This is a genomic window from Hydrosulfovibrio ferrireducens, from assembly GCF_046883345.1.
GTDB classification, from domain to species: Bacteria; Desulfobacterota; Desulfobulbia; order Desulfobulbales; family Desulfurivibrionaceae; genus Thiovibrio; species Thiovibrio ferrireducens.
Genome location: NZ_JALKCW010000013.1, coordinates 70,881 through 89,647 on the forward strand (window position 1 = coordinate 70,881; position 18,767 = coordinate 89,647).

16 protein-coding genes and 1 pseudogene are annotated in these 18,767 nt (G+C 57.8%); 9 read left to right on the forward strand and 8 right to left on the reverse strand.

Translation table 11 applies throughout. The annotated features are described in order from the left end of the window. Positions 1 to 8: 8 nt before the first annotated feature. From MWR57_RS06155 to MWR57_RS06175, 5 genes and pseudogenes are all read left to right on the forward strand, one after another. A pseudogene (locus MWR57_RS06155) lies at positions 9 to 263 on the forward strand (Fic family protein); the annotation flags it as partial. Then, entirely contained in the window at positions 260 to 2,032 is a 1,773-nt protein-coding gene (locus MWR57_RS06160) for a M3 family oligoendopeptidase (RefSeq protein WP_423123924.1), read from the forward strand. The pseudogene MWR57_RS06155 and the gene MWR57_RS06160, both read left to right, overlap by 4 nt. 5 nt (positions 2,033 to 2,037) lie before the next feature. After that, positions 2,038 to 2,403, forward strand: a complete 366-nt coding sequence (locus MWR57_RS06165) for a translation initiation factor Sui1 (protein ID WP_423123925.1) — start codon at positions 2,038 to 2,040, stop codon at positions 2,401 to 2,403. Next, complete coding sequence (locus MWR57_RS06170; RefSeq protein ID WP_423123926.1) at positions 2,403 to 2,675, forward strand: GIY-YIG nuclease family protein; 273 nt, start codon at positions 2,403 to 2,405, stop codon at positions 2,673 to 2,675. The genes MWR57_RS06165 and MWR57_RS06170 overlap by 1 nt, the downstream gene beginning before the upstream one ends. 42 nt (positions 2,676 to 2,717) lie before the next feature. Next, positions 2,718 to 3,623 carry a TIGR01777 family oxidoreductase gene (locus MWR57_RS06175; RefSeq protein ID WP_423123927.1) on the forward strand — a complete coding sequence of 302 codons (906 nt, stop codon included), beginning with the start codon at positions 2,718 to 2,720 and terminating at the stop codon, positions 3,621 to 3,623. Positions 3,624 to 3,832: 209 nt separating this feature from the next. Here the strand turns inward: MWR57_RS06175 and MWR57_RS06180 are convergent, their stop codons facing one another. From MWR57_RS06180 to MWR57_RS06190, 3 genes are all read right to left on the reverse strand, one after another. After that, positions 3,833 to 4,246, reverse strand: a complete 414-nt coding sequence (locus MWR57_RS06180; RefSeq protein ID WP_423123928.1) for a chemotaxis protein CheX — start codon at positions 4,244 to 4,246, stop codon at positions 3,833 to 3,835. Between the two features lie 287 nt (positions 4,247 to 4,533). Next, positions 4,534 to 6,705: a thioredoxin domain-containing protein gene (locus MWR57_RS06185; RefSeq protein WP_423123929.1), complete on the reverse strand. Its 2,172-nt coding sequence runs from the start codon at positions 6,703 to 6,705 to the stop codon at positions 4,534 to 4,536. Between the two features lie 40 nt (positions 6,706 to 6,745). Then, complete coding sequence (locus tag MWR57_RS06190) at positions 6,746 to 8,839, reverse strand: hypothetical protein (RefSeq protein ID WP_423123930.1); 2,094 nt, start codon at positions 8,837 to 8,839, stop codon at positions 6,746 to 6,748. A 224-nt stretch (positions 8,840 to 9,063) separates the two neighbouring features. Between MWR57_RS06190 and MWR57_RS06195 the strand changes: the two genes are divergently transcribed. The 4 genes from MWR57_RS06195 to MWR57_RS06210 are packed head-to-tail and all read left to right on the forward strand — an operon-like array spanning position 9,064 to position 11,611. Further along, positions 9,064 to 9,720 carry a class I SAM-dependent methyltransferase gene (locus tag MWR57_RS06195; protein WP_423123931.1) on the forward strand — a complete coding sequence of 219 codons (657 nt, stop codon included), beginning with the start codon at positions 9,064 to 9,066 and terminating at the stop codon, positions 9,718 to 9,720. A gap of 34 nt (positions 9,721 to 9,754) precedes the next feature. Further along, on the forward strand, positions 9,755 to 10,501 hold the full coding sequence (locus MWR57_RS06200; RefSeq protein WP_423123932.1) for a pirin family protein: 747 nt from the start codon (positions 9,755 to 9,757) through the stop codon (positions 10,499 to 10,501). A 24-nt stretch (positions 10,502 to 10,525) separates the two neighbouring features. Next, positions 10,526 to 10,918 carry a hypothetical protein gene (locus MWR57_RS06205; RefSeq protein WP_423123933.1) on the forward strand — a complete coding sequence of 131 codons (393 nt, stop codon included), beginning with the start codon at positions 10,526 to 10,528 and terminating at the stop codon, positions 10,916 to 10,918. A 36-nt stretch (positions 10,919 to 10,954) separates the two neighbouring features. Then, the gene (locus MWR57_RS06210) at positions 10,955 to 11,611 is read left to right on the forward strand and encodes a metallophosphoesterase (RefSeq protein WP_423123934.1); all 657 of its coding nucleotides are present in this window, start codon (positions 10,955 to 10,957) and stop codon (positions 11,609 to 11,611) included. Between the two features lie 12 nt (positions 11,612 to 11,623). On the opposite strand, the gene MWR57_RS06215 is transcribed toward MWR57_RS06210, so the two are convergent. From MWR57_RS06215 to MWR57_RS06235, 5 genes are read right to left on the reverse strand one after another with little or no spacing between them, the layout of a single operon-like run. Further along, on the reverse strand, positions 11,624 to 14,194 hold the full coding sequence (locus MWR57_RS06215) for a PEP/pyruvate-binding domain-containing protein (protein ID WP_423123935.1): 2,571 nt from the start codon (positions 14,192 to 14,194) through the stop codon (positions 11,624 to 11,626). 35 nt (positions 14,195 to 14,229) lie between these two features. Then, the gene (locus MWR57_RS06220) at positions 14,230 to 14,598 is read right to left on the reverse strand and encodes a response regulator (RefSeq protein WP_423123936.1); all 369 of its coding nucleotides are present in this window, start codon (positions 14,596 to 14,598) and stop codon (positions 14,230 to 14,232) included. Then, positions 14,585 to 16,006 (reverse strand): sensor histidine kinase, encoded by a 1,422-nt coding sequence (locus tag MWR57_RS06225; RefSeq protein ID WP_423123937.1) that lies wholly within the window; start codon positions 16,004 to 16,006, stop codon positions 14,585 to 14,587. Before MWR57_RS06225 ends, MWR57_RS06220 begins: the two co-directional genes overlap by 14 nt. A gap of 6 nt (positions 16,007 to 16,012) precedes the next feature. After that, a complete protein-coding gene (locus MWR57_RS06230; RefSeq protein WP_423123938.1) occupies positions 16,013 to 17,227 on the reverse strand; it encodes a GspE/PulE/PilB domain-containing protein in 1,215 nt (404 codons plus the stop codon). Next, positions 17,214 to 18,740 (reverse strand): DUF202 domain-containing protein, encoded by a 1,527-nt coding sequence (locus MWR57_RS06235; RefSeq protein ID WP_423123939.1) that lies wholly within the window; start codon positions 18,738 to 18,740, stop codon positions 17,214 to 17,216. The genes MWR57_RS06230 and MWR57_RS06235 overlap by 14 nt, the downstream gene beginning before the upstream one ends. Positions 18,741 to 18,767: the final 27 nt, after the last annotated feature.

The following is an 18,767-nucleotide window of genomic DNA, read 5'->3' on the forward strand; positions in this document are numbered from 1 at the left end:
ACCTCCGCCCCCAAGTAACGCCCCAGGTCACCCCCCAAGTCGGCGAGCTGCTGTCGGCAATCCAGGGAGAGATGAGCCGCGAGGCGCTGCAAGCCGCCCTCGGCCTTTTGGACCGCAAATCCTTCCGTGAGCGTTATCTCAAACCGGCCTTGACCGACGGCCTGATTGAAATGACCATCCCCGGCAAGCCCAACAGCCGCCTGCAAAAATACCGTCTGACCCCAAAAGGAAAACAGCAGGCAACCAAAGGAGCACAACCATGAGTACCACCTTAAACGAACAGCTCGGCACCGCCGAGATTCTCTGGCAACTGGCCGATCTCTACCAGGGCGTTGATGACCCAAAAATCGAAACCGACATCGCCTGGTGCGAACAGGAGGCCAAGTCCCTCAAAGAGCAGTTCGCGACCAAGGTCGCAAGCCTTGACGCGACCCAGCTTCTCACCCTGGTCTTGCGCCTGGAAAAGCTCGAAACCCTGATGGGCAGGATTGCCACCTTTGCCTTTCTCAACTTCACCACCCAGATCCAAAACGCCCCGGCCGGTGCCTTCCTGCAAAAAATCAAGGAGGCTGGCAGCCGGATCGGTCGGGAGACCGTATTCTTTGAGCTGGAATGGAGCAAGGTCGAAGACTCCGCAGCCAGCGCCCTGCTGGCTGATACAACCCTTGCCCACTACCGCCATCACCTGGAGAGCATGCGGCGCTATGCCAGACATCTGTTGTCCATGGCCGAGGAAACCCTGCTCATCGAAAAGGCGCCGGTGGGCCGCTCCTCCTGGACCAACCTCTTTGAAAAGGTCATGGGGCATCTGAAATTCGGGGAAAGGCAGCGCAGCGAAGAGGAGGTGCTCACCGATCTCTACAGCCCGGAGCGTGAAGTACGGTCCCAGGCTGCCGACGAGCTTACCGAAGGACTCAAAAGCCAGCTCCATGTGCTGACCCACATCTTCAATACCCTGCTGGCCGAGAAGATGATCGACGACCGGCTCCGCAAGTACGACTCTTGGGTCAGCTCCATGAACCTGTATAACGAGCTGGAGGACCAGACCGTGGAGGTGCTGGTGGGTGCGGTCACCAGCCGGTACGACATGGTCCAGCGCTACTACCGGCTCAAAAAGAGCATCCTCGGCCTGGAAGAGCTGTGCGACTATGACCGCTACGCTCCCCTGCCCCACTTGCCCACAACCCTGGTGGATTGGAATACCAGCAAGGAGATGGTTCTTACCGCTTTTCATGACTTTGCCCCGGAGATGGGGGAAATCGCCGGTCACTTCTTTGAAAAAAAATGGATTCACGCCCCGATTCTGGAAGGCAAGCGCGGCGGGGCCTTTGCCCACCCCTGCGTGCCCGAGGTGCACCCCTATGTGATGGTGAACTACACCGGCAGCCTGCGCGACATTTCCACCGTGGCCCACGAACTGGGGCACGGGGTGCACCAGTACCTGGCCGCCGCAAACGGCTATTACAACTCCTCCACCACCCTGGTCCTGGCCGAGACCGCCTCGGTGTTCGCCGAGCTGCTCCTGTTCAACTCCCAGGTCAAGCTCCTGACCGTTCCTGCGGAACGGCGGGCCTTTATCTGCCAGAAGCTCGAATCCATCTTTGCCACGGTCTTTCGCCAGGTTTCCATGAACCGCTTTGAGCACGCGGTGCACAATGCCCGGCGGGAGAGCGGCGAACTCTCCCCGGAACAATTGGCCAGCCACTGGCTCACCACCCAGCGGGCCATGTTCGCCGACTCGGTCAATCTGCGGGAGGACTACGGGATCTGGTGGTCGTACATCCCCCATTTTTTAAGCACCCCTGGCTATGTCTATTCCTACGCCTTTGGCGAACTGCTGGTTTTGGCCCTCTACAACCTCTACAAGGAAGACGGGGGTGCCTTTGTGCCCAAATACCTCGACCTGCTGCGCGCCGGAGGCAGCAATACCCCGGCCGAGCTGCTCAAGCCCTTTGGCGTTAATCTGGACGATCCGGCCTTCTGGCTCGGCGGGCTCACCACCATTGACGAAATGTTGCAGATGGTTGAATGATGGGAATGCGGAAGAAATCAGCCAACAGTTCCTCCCTGGTCTATTCCACGGAGCATGGCCGGACCTGCCCGAAATGCGAAAAGCCCCTGGCCCAGTGCAGTTGCGGGCAAAAAAGGCCCAATCCAAAGGACGACGGCATCGTCCGGGTCTCGCGGGAAACCAAGGGCCGCAAGGGAAGCGGCGTAACCCTTATCACCGGGCTGCCCCTGCCCGAACCGGAGTTGACCGGACTTGCCAAACAGCTCAAGCAGCGCTGCGGCAGCGGCGGCACCGTGAAAAACGGGATTATCGAGGTCCAGGGCGACCACCGGGAGGTGGTGCTGGCGGAGCTGATCCGCCTTGGCTATCAGGCAAAAAAGGCTGGCGGCTGATGGAAGTTTCCAAAGCCGCCTGGTTTGTCTATCTGGTCCGCTGCCAGGACGGCTCCCTTTATTGCGGCATCGCTAAGGATCTGGACCGGAGAGTGGCGGAGCACAACTCTTCTGACAAGGGAGCGAAATACACCCGGGGCCGGCAACCGGTGCGACTGATCTACGCGGAAGAGGCCGCCTCCAGGGCGCAGGCCACCCAACGGGAAGGCACGATCAAGAGAATGAGCCGGGCAGAAAAAACGGCGCTCATCAAGGGTGCAGCGGGCACATAGAACCGCACGCCAACCGCACAATCTCATAACCGGGAGAGAGCCATGAAAATCTTCATCGCAGGCGGCACGGGTTTCCTGGGGCAAGCCCTCATTCGAAAACTTTTGCAGGGAGGGCATGCGGTGACCGCCCTGGCCAGAAGCCCGAAAAAACTGGGCGATCTCGCCCCGCGCATCCGGGTGGTTTCCGGTTCGCCGCTCGTCCCCGGCCCCTGGCAAGAGGAACTGGCCGGGCAGGACGTGGTCATCAACCTCACCGGCACAAGCATCTTCACCCGCTGGACTCCGGCGGCAAAGGAGATGATCCTGCACAGCCGGATTGCCGCGACCAAAAACATTGTTGAGGCCCTTCCGGATCATCCCGCCTCGCCCGTCACTTTGATCAACACCAGCGCCTCGGGGTTCTACGGCTTGTGCGGCGATGAAGAAAAATACGAAGATGGTTTGCCGGGCGGCGACTTTCTCGCCTCGGTTTGCAAGAGGTGGGAAGAAGAAGCAAACAGGGCGCAAGGCAAGGCCAGGGTGATCTCCATGCGCATCGGTGTCGTGCTGGGCAAAAACGGCGGCGCCCTGGCCAAGATGCTGCCCGCTTTTCGCCTCGGGGTGGCGGGGAAACTGGGGCATGGGCGTCAGTGGTTTCCCTGGATTCACCTGGACGACCTCACCAGCGCCATCCTTTTTTGCATGAAACACAGCGAAATTGCCGGCCCGGTAAACTTGAGCGCGCCCGCTCCGGTGCGCAATGGTGAATTCACCCGGATCCTGGGCACAGTGCTGCACCGGCCAACTTTTTTGGGGGTTCCCGGCCTTGCCGTTCGCCTTGTTCTAGGGGAAATGAGTTCGGTGGTGCTTGAGGGGTGCAGGATGATGCCGGGAGTGCTGACGGCGAATGGATTTTCTTTCCGCTTTCCATCACTGCAATCAGCGCTTGAGGATATTTTGAAAAAATAGGCTAAAGGCTAAAGGCTAAAGGCTAAAGGCTAAAGGCTAAAGGCTAAAGGCTAAAGGCTAAAGGCTAAAGGCTAAAGGCTAAAGGAAACTTTTTCCTCTTCCTTCGGCAAGGATTTTTCGGCACAGGAATAAAAAAATTGCTGCCCCCTTTTTACCTTTTACCTTTTACCTTTTACCTTTCACCTAGCCCTTCACCTTTCACCTAGCCCTTATTTACTGGCGAGATTGGCCTCCAGGACAAAGGTGCCGCAGTCTGTCTGAAACGGGAGAACAATAATCGGCACATCGGAGTGATGGTGGATTTCCACCCCCTTGCCGGTGACCATGGTCGGGGTGGCAAGGTTGAAACTCATCCCCAGCTTGCCGAATTCCGCCTTGGCGCCGCCGCAGATCATGTTGGTGATCTCACCCACCGCATCGACAATGTCATGGTCAATGGTTGCCTTGGGCTCTTCCATGAGCATGCGGGAAACGATTTGCAGGATACAGGCGGACGGAAAGCTGATGGTCATGCTGCCTTCGACACTCTCGGAGGCCATGCCGATAATGCCGGTCACATCGCCGTAGGTGGACACGCCTTCCTTGAGATACGGCTTCTGCCCGGTCAATTTGGTCTGAGCCATGGTCTCCAGAACATTTTTGGTGGCATGCACAAAAGGATTCAGATATTCAGCCTTCATAATTTCCCTGTCAAGTCTCGTTCAAACATCAAAAAAAAACGGAACGCCCTGTTCATCCGTGATGAAAGCCCTGACAAAAGGGCATCTGTCTCATATCCTACACCATTATTAGGCGTGAGCCTAAAAAAAAGTCAAGAAAAACAGAAGGATTTTCGCAGGGTTGCCGAACCGGAGAAAATCCCTCGGGCATAGGGTTGGAGTTATTTCCTCGTTCTACGGTTCCGGCAGGATTACGGCGTGCATTCCATGGCATCGAGCCTTTTTGCCAATTCAGCCACATCGGAGATTGGCAGTTGGCAGTTGAAATTTTCACAGAGATACACCGTGCTTCTATTTTCCCGGGGATCAAGATCCGCCAAAATCGGCTGGTATTGCCTGAGAAAATGATCCTCCCCTCCATGGGCCAGCAAGACGATCTTGCCGGGCAAAAAGCGTTTGCGGATCATGGCGAGCATGATCTCGGTGTCTGGCCGATTAAGTTTGCCGACAACCAGGAACTGCCGAGGCTTATTTTTCTGCACATCATGGGCCACCAGCATCTGCGGCAGCATGGAAGGATACTCATTCAACTGCCCGCCAAAGGCCTCGATGGTCGCGTCGGCCCGTTTGAGCCACTCTGCATTGCCGGTTATCCAGCCAAGCCGGAGGAGATTGAGCGCGCTCATTGAATTGCCCGTGGGCTCGGCCCCGTCATAATCACCCTTGAGGCGGACCAGCACGGAACCATCCGAGCCGCTGGTCTCGAAAAATCCGCCCCGGACCTCGTCGCCAAACAGGGCAATCTGGCTTTCCGTCAAGGCCATGGCCATTTGCAGCCAAGCGATATCGAAGGATGCCTCATAGAGGTCGAGAAGACCGTTGACCAGAAAGGCATAGTCGTCGAGCTGCCCGGCAAGGCCACCCTCCCCATCCCGGTAACGCCGCAAAAGCGCGTGGGTAGCCAGGTCATACAGTCTGGCCCGGATAAAGGTTGCGGCCCGTTCCGCCGCGGCAAGGTAGCGCTTCTCGCCCAGCACCTGGGCTGCCCGGGCAAGGGCGCTGATCATGTGCCCATTCCAGGAAGTGATGATCTTGTCGTCGAGATGCGGCCTTGGCCGCTGCGCCCGCACTGTGAACAGTTTTTCCCTGCTGCGTTCCAACAGGCGGGACAACTCCTCCTCCGGGAGGCGGAAACGGCGTGAAGTTTCGGCAAGGGGATGGGCGACATGGAGGATATTTTTACCGGCGAATTCAGCATGGGGGTCGTCAAGCGCGTTGCCCGCCTCAAGCACGCCGTAATGGAAGGAGAAGATTTCGCCATGCTCCTTGCCGAGAACGGCGAGAATCTCCTCTCCGGTCCAGAGATAAAACAAGCCCTCGCCATGCACCTCGGGGTTTCCGGCCTGGATGCTGTCGGCATCCTCCGCCGAATAAAAGCCCCCTTCCGGGCTGGTCATATCCCTCAAGACATAGTCAAGAATATCCTGGGCAACATTGGCATAAAAAGGATCTTGCCCCGATTGGAAGGCTTCGAGATACGCAACCGCGAGTTGGGCCTGGTCGTAGAGCATCTTTTCAAAATGGGGCACCCGCCACTGCGCATCCACCGAATACCGGTGAAAGCCGCCGCCGAGATGATCGTACATCCCGCCCGCCGCCATCTTGCGCAGGGTGACATAGGTCATGTTCACGGCCTGGGACTCACCGGTGCGCGCGCCATGGCGCAGCAAAAAATTGAAAACCACGGGCCGGGGAAACTTGGGCGCCAGGCCGAAGCCGCCGAACTCGGCATCGTACTCCGCGGCAAGCTGTCGGAAACCCTTGGCGCACGCCTCTGGATCGATTTTTTCCGCCCGGCCATCCTCGCCCTTGCGGCGGAGATGCTCGGTAATATTGGCCGCCGACTCCAGAACCTTCCCGGGCCGGTTGCCCCAGGCATCATGCACCGCCGCGAGGACCTCGGCAAAGCCGGGCAGTCCGTGCCTTCCCTCGGGCGGAAAATAGGTGCCCCCATAAAAAGGGCGCAGATCGGGGGTAAGAAACACCGACATGGGCCAGCCGCCATGCCCGGTTAAAGCCTGCACCGCTGCCATGTAAATCTGGTCAAGGTCGGGGCGTTCCTCCCGGTCCACCTTGACGCAGATGAAATCCTTGTTGAGAATCCGCGCTGTCTCCGGGTTTTCAAAGGATTCATGGGCCATGACATGGCACCAGTGGCAGGTGGAATAGCCGATGGAGAGAAAAATCGGCTTATTTTCCGTGCACGCCAAGGCAAAGGATTCCTCTCCCCAGGGATACCAGGCCACGGGATTGAAGGCATGCTGGAGGAGATAGGGACTTTTTTCACTGACAAGCCGGTTGGGCTTTTTGCCCAGGGCCTGCTGCTGGTCGATAAAGGTCTGCATGGTCATGTTGGCTGCCATTGAATCCCCCTTGCCGCGCAAAAAAATCCTATGAAACCCATCACTGTTCGGACATCGAACGGATGGTAAGCGCCAGGGCAAGAAACGGCGCCATGAACAGGGTCAACACAACCATGGTGGCTTTCTGGAACTGGGGATTTTTCACCATCCGGAGGATTTCAGGGTCGAGCACGCCCGAAAGCCCGATGGTGACAAGCGGCAGCAGCACAAAGGCAAGCCCGCTGAATACCATCTCCGCCACAACCAGTTTTTTGAAAAACATCGACAGGGTGTCCAGGGCAATTTTCAACTTCAACATGCGGTCAACCAACCCCGTCAGGAGATCGACCTCCTCCTTGCCTGCCTGCAGCCGCGCCTTGGCCGTTGCCAGACTTTCGCCGGCAATGCTTCTGGCTTCGACAAACTTTCTTTTGCCGGCAAAAAGGAGCGTTTTAAAATCACTGAAAAAAGACTTATAGGGATATTCCTGCCAGAAAGTATTGTACTCCGACCAGGTCAAGGCAGCCGCATCCACCCGGACATTCAGCTCTTCAAGCCTTGCCTCGCGCAGGCGGGGACAGACCATGCTCAAGGATTTGGCCCGGTCCGCGATATCAAGAACATCATAGACGGCGCGACGCCGGAACTGTTCTTCCAGATTGGCCAGCACCGAGAGATGATTCTGCATCTCCTCGTCTTCTTCCCCGCCGAACCAGGCCTGCAACTCTGCGAAAGCCTCCTTCGCATCGGCCAGGTTTTCCCCGGCCTCCTTGTTTTTCTGATCATACAGCCCGGAAAGAACGTTCTCCACCATGGTGTTGGCCGGCAGCATGGCCGGGTCCATGAGGGCGATCATGAAATACCGGCGATCCCCCGAGGCCAGCTTGCGCAGCAGTTGCATCTGCTGCTGCCCCTGACCCTCATGAACCCTGGTCTGAATGAGACTGTATTGGACCTCCGCACAATCGACATAGAGATTGGCCACCGAGCTGATAAGTTGCTCCGCCTTCCAAGGGTGGCCAGCCAGCCTGTGAAATCTGGCGGTAAGGAGGCTGATGTAGATTTTCTCTTTTTCCGTGCCGGCCGTACTGTTTGCTATTTGCAGAAAATGGGCCACATCCCCCATCCGGCCCCGCTCCAAAGCAATGAAAGCCAAGCCAAGGGTGGCGTAGAACTGCTTTCCTCCCAAGGCCTGGCTTTCCGCCTTCAAGAAATCAAGGGCCTGCTTGTACTTGCCGACCCGCAGGCAATCAAAGCCGGAATGCAGGTTTCGGCTGTCAACCTTTACCCGGTCTATTTTCCCGATGCCGTCCCAGGAGGACAACAGGGAAAAAGCGGCATAACTCAGGAAACGAGGCTGATAAATAAGATACATGTCGAAATACGCGACATAGACCTGCAAGGCGGGATCGTTGCGGATCTGGGCGCCATCGATATTGGTGGCCAACAGTTCCGCCATCTTTTTCTGCTCGGCCATGACCTGCTTAAACAGGGTGTCGATCTTTGCGAAAGAGAGGTAGCCAACCCGGTCCAGGCCCCGGGTTTCCATGGTCAACTGTTTACTGGGGCAATGAGCCGGAGCGTGATTGGCCATGCCGCAATAAAAACACTCCGAACTCGCTCCCTTGGCCGCGAGGAATCGGCCGGTAAAAAGGCGTTCCCGCTTCAATTCGCTGAGATCGCCGGAAAAGCTCAACTGAAACAACCCGTCTCCGGCATCCGTGAATTGATGGGCAGGCATTTTTTTGCCGGCAAAAAGAAGATTCCATTGCAGCTTCAACGCCCGGGTCACATACAGGGTTTCCGGCTGCAACACCCCCCAGACCGAGGCAGTGGCCTCGCCAAAATCAACGGGCGGATCTTTTCTCCGGTGCAGATGCACGATAACCTGAATGGGAACCGCGCCCATTTGGGGTTGCCACTGCTGCTTTTTGAGGGATTGCAGGTTTTCGAAAAAGGTGCTCAGGGCGGCGAATGGCTCATCATAATAGACAAGCAGGAGATCCTCGCTGCTGTCCGGAGCTTCGATCCCCACCTGAACCAGGAGGTTGCGCAAGGCCTTGAAAAACGCGGACCACCGGCCCGGAAGAGCCTGCTCCCCCTGATAGGTTAAAGGATGAATCGCCAGCAGAGTGGAGTGATCGATCTCTTTCATGCTATTTCTTTGCCCAAGCGCCTTGTGTTCTTTGTCCGTGAGTGCCCTGTCGCATTATGCCATTGTACGTTTTTTCCGCTGCCACCACCACCCCAGTTTTCCCCCGAACGGAAAAAAGCTGGCCGAGATCTCAAACAATGATTACTTTGCAACCTGATCAAGCGAGGGCAACCGGTTCGTCCGCCAGCCCACGTCAATACAGCAACCTAGAGGAATACCCGCCAATGGCCCTTGCCCCGAAACACCTCCGTGCCGACAACGTAAAACGCTTCGATGACGCCGCCGCGGCATGGGAAGAAAAACCCCAGCGCGTCGCCCTGGCCCGCAAGGTGGCCGAGGCCATCCGGCAAGCGATCCCCTTAGCCCCCGCCATGCGGGTTCTCGAATACGGCTGCGGAACCGGCATGGTCGCCAGAACCATAAGCCCGCATGTCGCCGCCATCGTGGCCGTCGACACCTCGCCGGGGATGCTGGAGGTCCTTGGCCGAAAAGCCGCGGAAGAAGGGATCACCAACATCGAAACCCGCGTCCATGATCTGACCAGACACCCTTTGCCCGTTGAGAATTTCGACCTGGTGCTGAGCAGCATGACCCTGCACCATATCCCGGAGATCGAGCCACTGTTGCACCGGTTTTTCGCGGCCCTGAAACCCGGGGGCTATCTGGCCGTTGCCGATCTGATCACGGAAGACGGCTCCTTCCATGAAGACAACAGCGGCGTGGCCCACCACGGCATCAACCCGGATACGGTCCGGGACATCCTGGCAAGAAACGGCGGCCAGGACATCGGCGTGCAAGAGATTCACACCATTGAAAAGCCAGGGGAAAACAGCGCAATGCGGAGGTATCCCATATTTCTTGCCTGGTGCCGGAAGGCATGAACAACAGACGCGTGTGCAAGACACTGGGGGAAAGATGATTGCAACCATTGACGGGGATGGCCGCCATTTCACTGACTTCGGCTGGCTCAAAACCTACTGGCTCTTTTCCTTTGCCGACTACTACACGCCGGACAACATCCAGTTCGGCCCCTTGCGGGTATTCAACGATGACGTGGTGGTGCCCGGCACGGGTTTCCCCACCCATCCCCATGAGGAAATGGAGATCATCACCATTGTCCTTGACGGTGAGATCACCCACAAGGACAGCATGAACAACACCAGCGTCATCAAGGCCGGCGATGTTCAGCGCATGTCCGCGGGCACCGGCCTTAGCCATTCGGAATACAACAGCGGCAAGGCGCCGGCCCATTTTTATCAGATCTGGATCTATCCGGACAAACACGGTCTGCGCCCGACCTATGACCAGCGCAGTTTCAAAAAAGAAGAGTGGCGCAACCAACTGCTGCCCCTGGCCTCGGGCCAGCGCCACAAAAATGTGGTGCGCTTTCACAGCTCCGCCACCATCTACCGTGGGGAGCTCGATCCCGGCCGGGCCATCAGCTACGAGACCACGGAAGACCGCCGCATTTTTCTCTATCTTACCTCGGGAAAACTGGTGGTCAACCGGACCCGGTTGCTGCCAAAATATCAGGCCAGAATAGACCTGGAAAAAAACCTTATGCTGCAGGCGGAAGAAAAATCGGATTTCATCCTCATCGACCTGCCCACCTGCCGGGGCTGGGGCTATGACAAAAAAACCCTGCAAGGCGGACGCTTCTAACTCCATCCACAAAGGAACTCCCCCATGGTACGTAAAATCAGCGGCGCCTTCACCGGCGGAGCCCTCGGCGCACTCATCGACAGCGTCAATATCTGGGTTTTGGGCCAGGTGGGGATTACGGCCTGGCTCGGCGTCGGATTGCGGCCGCAATTCACCGCCTCCTGGCTCTATCCCCGGCTGGTTTGGGGCGGAATATGGGCCATGCTGCTGATCCTGCCGTTGTACCGGCAAAAAACAGCCCTGCGCGGCATCCTCATGAGCCTGGTCCCCACCACCATGATGCTGGTCATGGTCTTCCCGGAAATGGGCCTGGGCCTGATGGGGCTCAAGGCCGGGCTCCTGACCCCGCTTCTCGTGCTGCTCCTGAATTTCATCTACGGCATGGCGGCGTCTTTCTGGTACAAAAACTGCGCCTGAAGCTGAATATTCATGCCACTGCAAGAAACAGCGCCCATGACCGGAAAAATTTTTGCCATCGGCGATATCCACGGCTGCGCCGCCAAGCTCGAACACCTGCTCAAGCGTCTCCCCTTCGAGCGCGGGCACGACACCCTGGTTTTTCTGGGCGATTACCTGGATCGCGGCCCCGATGTCAAGGGAGTGCTGGACCAGCTCTGCCAACTACGCGCCGATGGAGTACGGATTGTCTCGCTCATGGGAAACCACGAGTATCTGCTGCTGGAATACCACCGGACCAGTGACCAGGCGCTGCTCCCCTACCTGCGGCGGCTCGGACTGGAAAACACCCTGGAAAGCTACGGCGGCGCAAGCCTCGCCGCACTTACCTCCCTCGATTTCATGCCTTCGGAGCACCGGGATTTCCTGCTCTCTTTGCTGCCCTATTGGGAAACGGAAAAATATATCTTCGTGCATGCCGGTCTGCGCCACGGCCAGCCCCTGGCCGAGCAGGATATCTCCGATCTCTGCGAGGTCCGGGAGCCTTTTCTTTCAGAGGAGCGGGATTACGGTAAACGGGTCATCTTCGGCCATACCCCCTTTGCCACCCCGCTGCTCACGCCCTTCCGCACCGGCATCGACACCGGCGCGGCCTACGGCAATCTCCTCACCGCCGTGGAGCTGCCCGGGCTGCGCTTTCATCACGCCGCCTGAGCTTTGCCCCGCTCAGGGGGTGATCCGGTAATCACCCTGTACAAAGCGACGGGCAAGGATGGTCACCATCTCGTCGGAATCAAGACGGGCATCGAGCTGCCGGGTAAAGCCGATCAACCGGCCCAACTGATTGAGAATCCCTTCTATCTCCTGCCGGTTCAAGCCGGAAAGGCGGCCGACCAGCAGATCGCCCTTGGCCTTGAGGGCAAAGCCCTGTTCCGCCAGCACCTGGGCCATGAGCTGGATGCGGCGGGAACGGTTGGTGATGGCCGCAGCCCCGCCCACAAAACGGAAATAGATGTGGTTGTTGCGGGGGGTGTCGCTGCAATAGCAGTCCAGCATATTAAAGTGGTAACCGAAGCGCAGGCTCATGTTCACATATTCCGAGCTTGCCAAGGCCACGTTTTCCATAATGGCCGCACCGCCGGGAACATCCGCCGCCCGCGTCATGCCGGAGAGCAGATCGGCCCCCCGCAGGGGTACCCCTTCATTCTGCCAGACCCCTGGGGCAAGCATCCCGGCAAGCACCGCCCGCAAGGGCACGGACGCCACCTCGTCAAAGCCCGGTGCCTTGCGGCCGGTTGTGCTGCGCAGACCGCCTCCCAGATCAATCACCAGCATTTGGACCGGGATCGGCAGAGCCAACCGGTGCACGGCTGTCTTGGTGCCGAAAAACCTATGGAAACCCCTCCCTTGCCCTTCTGCATTGGCAACCAGGGCCTGCACCGCTTTCTCATGCATGAAGCGGACAAGATCATGCACGGTTTTGCATTTTTCCGGGGTGAATTCCTGCTCCAGGGAGTTCACCAGATGGAGCGGGGCAATATATCGCATGATATATTTCTGGCGCCGGAATTCATACAGCTCCCGCAGTTTGGCCGCGGTTTGCCGCTCCTCCCGGAGCAAGCTCTGGACGATCCCCTCATACACGACAACCTCGCTGCCCTCGCCCGCCTGCAGGGTGATCGCCTGGCCGTGACGCAGCACCGAGGTGGCGGAACCGGTATTGACTACGGTGGGGATGTTGAATTCCCGGCAGATCGAGGCCATGTGGCTGGTGGGCACGCCGATATCGGTGATAATGGCGTGCAGGATGGGAATAGCCTGCACGAAATGGGGAGAATCGTGCTTGGCCACCAGGATGCTGCCTTTGGGAATCTTCTCCAGTTCGTCGAGATGCTGGAGAATAAAGACCGTGCCTGCGGTTGCGCCCCGCTGCACCACGATTCCCTGATCGCGGAGCAGCACCGGATAGCCGGTCGCCGCGGATGTGTCAGCGCTTGCCGGTGTTTCGGCCGGATCTTCCACCCGCAGGGCCCGGGCCTGGAGGAGATAGCAGCGATCCTGGGCATCCATGGCCCATTCGATATCCTGGGGTCCTTTGTAGTACTTTTCGATGGCTAGGGCCTGTCTGCCAAGCTCCAGCACTTGGGGCTCGCTGAGACACGCCAATGGCCGTTGTTCCGCCGGGGTTTCCACGGTGGCAATACCGGAGCCCCCAAGATTAACCACCATCCGCGCCTTGGCGCCGATGCGGCGCTCGACGACCCGGAGCATCTCCTCCTTGGCTACGGTGTAGAGATCGGCATCGGTCAGGCCGTCGACCACGCCGGGCCCAAGCCCCCAGGCAGCGCTGATCGCCATCCTGCTCCTGTCCTTGCCTGCCGCGGCTGTATAAATAACCCCGCTGGCCTTGGCGTCGATCATGGCCACGCAGCCCACCGCCATCTTCAGCGTCCCGAGATCATAGCCAAGCTGGCGCTGATAGCTGGTGGCATTGGCCTGAAAAAGGCTGGCCACCACCTCCTTATAGGCGGATTGCACGGCCTCTACCGTGCAGGGAACATTGAGCCTCGTCTCGAATTGGCCAGCAAAGGAATATTCTCCATCCTCCTCCTCGGCGCTGCTCCGCACCGCCAAGGTTGCGTTGTGGCCAAGCCGGTCCCGCAGCTTTTCCAAAGCCGCACCCAACGCCGCGCTGAAATCCTCCGGAAACCCGCCAGCGAGAATGGCGGTGCGCACCTCGGCAAGGGTAGCGGTATCGGCCTCGGCCAACGCGGCAAGACGCGCCTCCAAGCCGTTATGGTGCAAAAAAACGGTAAAGGCGGTGGTGGTGATGGCAAAGGCATGGGGAATACGGAGATGCAGGGCATTAGCCAATTCGGCCAGGTGGTAATTCTTACCCCCCACCTCCTCGGCCTGGTCCCAGGTGATTTCCGGATAAAAGACCACCAAGGGGCTGGAAAGGGAGGCACCCCCGCGCAACATCCGCTGCACCAAGGTGTCGATACGGGCCAGGGTTCCAGCAAGCTGGGGGTATTGGCCATCGGTCAGCAAGTTAAAATGGTCGAGCGCCCCGGAGATTGCCGAAAACAGAGTGGCGTAGGCGCTCCGGGTGTAATTGACGTCAAAGAGATACTCGCCGCCGAGCTTTTCCCCCATCTCGGTCATGGCTTCCAAGGCGCGGTTGTTGCCGTCGAGCACCGCCTGGAAGTCGCGGAAATGCGTGGTCAGGTCGCTGGAGGCTTCGGTTTGCCCGGGGGCAAACACCTCTTTGAGTCTGCGGAAAAAAGGTTTTTTCATGGTCAGTGATTACGCGGGGCATCACCCGGCAGGGCTCACTCCTCCCCAAGAGCTCTCTTGACCGAAGCCTTCAGCTCCTTGATCTTGACCGGCTTGGGGAAGAAATCGTGCACATCATCCCGCAAAGCCTCAATGGCCACATCAAGGTTGGCAAAGGCGGTGATCATAATCACCTTGACCCCAGGGTACAGCTTCTTGACGGTGCGCAGCACCTCAAGGCCGTCCACACCCTTCATCTTCAAGTCCGTGACCACCACGTCGAAGCGCCTTTCCTTCAGACGTTCCAGGGCAGACTCGCCATTGAGGAAGGTCTCCACCTCGTAGCCGTCTTGCTCGAAGGAGAGTTTTGCCATATCCCCCACGATTTTTTCATCATCAATGACCATAATGCTATGCTTCGCCATCTGTACACCTCTTTAACTTTTTGCAACTGGGCAGTGTTATGATAAAGGTTGTGCCGACTCCGACCTGGCTTGCCACCCGGATGTTTCCCTGGTGGTTCTTAATGATCCCGTAGCTGACCCACAGGCCCAGGCCGGTGCCGCTTTCTTCCTTGGTGGTAAAAAACGGATCAAAGATGTGGTCGAGAAACTCCGGGGCAATGCCTTTTCCGTTGTCGCCGATCTCGATCTCGATTTCGTCATGGTCCGGCAGATAACGGGAGGCAATGCGCAGTTCGCCACCCTTGCCCATGGCCTGGATGGCGTTGGTGGCCATATTGACCAGCACCTGTTGGATCTGGTGTTCATCGATGTAGATATCGGGCAGATCGTCGGCCAGGATGAGCTTGATCCTGATATTGGAGACATCAAGCATATTCTGGACCAGGGCCAGGATCTTCTGGATGACCTGATTGGTGGTTGCTTTGGCCAGATGCTGTTCCTTTGGTTTGGCGTAATCAAGCAGATTGTGAATGATCACTCGCAGCCGCTCGACCTCCTCATCCACCCGCTCCATGAAGGTTATCCTATCCTCCTTGCTCAGTCTATCGTACACCTCCGCGTAGGTCTGGGCGAGCATGGAGATATTGTTGAGCGGGTTGTTGAGTTCGTGAGCAACGCCTGCCACCAGCACACCGATGGAGGCGAGCCTTTTCGATTGGACGATCTCTTTTTCTCGTTTGTGCAGCTCCTCGGCCATGGCGTTGATGGCGTTGATCACCGCGCCGATCTCGTCGTTGGAGGGGTTTTCCTCGATCTTGCGGTAATTACCCGTGGATATGGTCCGGGTGAGATCGACCACCTTGCGCAGCGACTGACCGATGTTTCGGACAATGAGATTGCTGAAGAGAAAGGCGAAAAGCACCACCGCCCAGAAAGAATAGAGCAGGATATTCTTGGAGCGGACAATGATCGCGCCGATCCGGTCGCTCTCAAGGGCGGTGATATTTTCAGAAAATGTTTTGAGACTCTGGCCCGCCTCCCGCAGCTTCTGCTGAACCGCACCGTCCCGATGACTGGCTTTGCTGCTCGAATCGACCAACTGCGCATAGGCGTAAAGCTGATCCTGCAGGGTCGTATACTTCTGCGCCCCCACGGCCCGAATGATGTCGGGCCGTACCTGCAGCAGGGTCTCGCGGGTCTGGTCGATTCGAATCTTGATATTGCTCAACGCCTCGTTATCGCCGTAGAGGAAATAGTTTTTCTCGGCCAGCCGCATCTCAAGAAAGTTGGCATTGAGCCCCTCGGCAATCACGGTAAAGCGGAACTTGGTCAGAATCTCGTTGAGATTTTGCAAGGCAAACATGCCGATCAGCACGATGAGCAAGATATGGACCGCGTTGGAAAGATAGATCTTATGTTCGATTTTCATGCCGCTTCACCCCGCCAGTACACCGCTTCGTGTTCTGGGCAACTCCGCCTGTTCCTTGCGAACCGGCAGGTACCAGAGCCCTCCATCGACGATCATCAACAGACCGATAACGATCAGCATCCCATCAAAAAAGGTTTTGAAGCCCAGGCCGAAATAGCCGATCAACCCGACACCGAGACTCATAAAGGAGACGCCGGTACGGATAAAGGCCAGACCGGTTCGGGCCCGGGCGTAGATGGTCCGGTAGCAGCCCGCGATGGTGCGCTGGGCAGCGAGCACGTTCCGTTCCCGCGCCAGGTGGGTCCTTTCCCGGCTGGCAGGCAAGGGGTACAAAATGGTGCAGTAATTGCCAAGCAGATCTCCTAAGCGCGCCAACATGGTTTCCTTGATCCGTTTTTCCGACTCGGCATGCTCAATACTCTGGTAATTCTCCAAAAAACTCAAGGTGGCACCACTCACCTCCACCAGGGTCTGATCCCGGGGCGGAGTCAGACGCGAACGCCGCACCCGGAAATAGGTGGGCAAGGAAACCACAAGAAAAAACAACCCGACGGTCAAGGCGCCATAGGCAAAAAAAGGATGAGCCGCATACCCTTCGCTGCTCAAGAGGGTGCGGGAAATGGCGGCGAGGGCGAGCCCGGTCCGGACAAAAGCCAAAGCGGTGCGGGCCCGAGCCAGATCGGTGCGATAGCAGGCCAGCCTGGTCCGCCATTGGGCCATGGTATTTCGCCAGAAGGCCAGCCCGGTTCGTTCGGTACCGATGAGCCCTCCAGGCTTGGCATGAAGAAAATCCTGAATATACCAGGAAATATCGTCTTGCAAAGCCACCCGGAACTCATAGGGCGCTGGGCCGAAAGTCTTTTCCACCTCCGAACGCATGGCTGGATCCGATGGGTCGCAGGCGGCAATGACGATGGTGCCGTCGGCGTCCTTGATCACCGGAAACCAATCGCTTTGCCCAATCTGACTGGTTGACAGGTCGTTGAGCAACTCGGGAGGGATGGGCAGACGCTCGTCGTATTCAATGGCGGCGCAATGGTAGTAATCCCGCAGGGCAGCGAGCAAATTCTCCCGCGGCACCCCATATTCGATATGCAGAATTCGGGATACAGGCACCCCTCGCAACACTGCCGCTTTGGCTGCCTCTTCAAGCAGCCCTGGTCCGGACATGATTACTCCGGCATAAGGCTGCATCAAGATCTCCGTCTTAGGCTTCGTCATTGCTGAACACCACGGTTTTCCAGAATCGTGCAGGTATACCGTAATCGGGAATGGTAATTTCCATATCACCATAGCAGTATGGAAATTGACGGCGAGTCCGTTCGGCCGGAACGCTCCAGGCAAAACCATCTGCCACAAGAAAAAGGCCTAAAACTATCATCAAGTAATTAAATACCGCCCAACCGGTGCCGCCGGTATCTTTAAAGAAGAGCAAAAATACCACCCCAATGGAAAACAGGCTAAAGCCAGTGCGGATAAAGGCGAAACCGGTACGGGCTCGGGCCATGACCGTCCGCAGACGGGCCATGACGTTACGACGTTCAGCCAGCACAGTCCGCTCCAACGCAACCCCGGTGGTGGCCCAGATACCCGGGGCATGGGAGCTCTTCACTGGCAGGGCCATGGGATTTTTCACGACACCGGGCAAAACATGGCTGTGGGGGAAAAAATAATCCCAAATAGTGGACATACTGCCCTTTTGACGCACCGAGGCCAGCCCTTCCACCCCTGCATTCCGGCCGCGCAGATACCAAAAAAATCCCTCCAACGCCATAACAGCGCCGATGCCGATGAGCCCGAGATCAAAGATAAGCCAGCGGCTGGTCTGAAACTGCCGCAACATGCCAAGGCCGAGACTGACAAAAGCAAAGCCGGTTCGGGTGAATGCAAGACCGGTACGGACCTTGGCCATCCTGGTCCGGAAACAGGCGAGCACCGTCCGCTCTTCCGCCAGGTCAGTGCGATCACTGGCCAGAAAGCGACGCCGCATCACCGGAGACATACTGGTCCATTTGTCCCGTTGTGCCTTGGCTCCCACCACTGGATCGCTGCGACGAAACTCCGGGGCAAGGTATTCGTCACATGTCTCAAGAACAGTAGTTCCGCCAGTGGCACCGCTATCGACACAAGGAGGAAGCGTCGCGTAAATAGCCCGGGCAGGCAGATACCATTTGAGCCCGTCATACGCCATGATGATCCCGCTGATCAAAAGGGGCACCTCCATAAAGAGGTAATACCCGGCCCCCACCAGCCTGAAAAAGAGCAAAGCAATGGTAATAAAGGAAAGACCGGTGCGGATAAAGGCAAGGCCGGTACGGCTCTTGGCCAGCAAGGTCCGGTAATGGGCGAACAGGGAACGGCGGCCTGCCAGATAGGTGCGAACCTTGGCCAGCGGAGTTCTTCCCCCCGTGGAGGGAAAGTTGGGGTTAAGATCCTGATTGTGCTCAAGGATGCGCATGAGGTCGTCGGGCAGGGTGACCTGGAACTCGATCTCCTGCACGCCGAGGGTCTTGCAGACCTTGGCGGCCAGTGCGGCACTTGGCTCGGTGGTGATCACCGTGGCCCTGCCCTCATCAACGGCACGCGGAAACCAGCCTTCCGCCCGAAGCTGCGCCATATCCAGTTTCCACAAAAGAAGCTGGGGGCCGGTCACCGATTCCTGATACTCCACCCATGAACAGCCATACCGCTCTCCAAGCCCTGCCAGCGCTTGATATTTATCCAACCCTCGCATCAATCCTGTTCTCATATAACCGCCCGC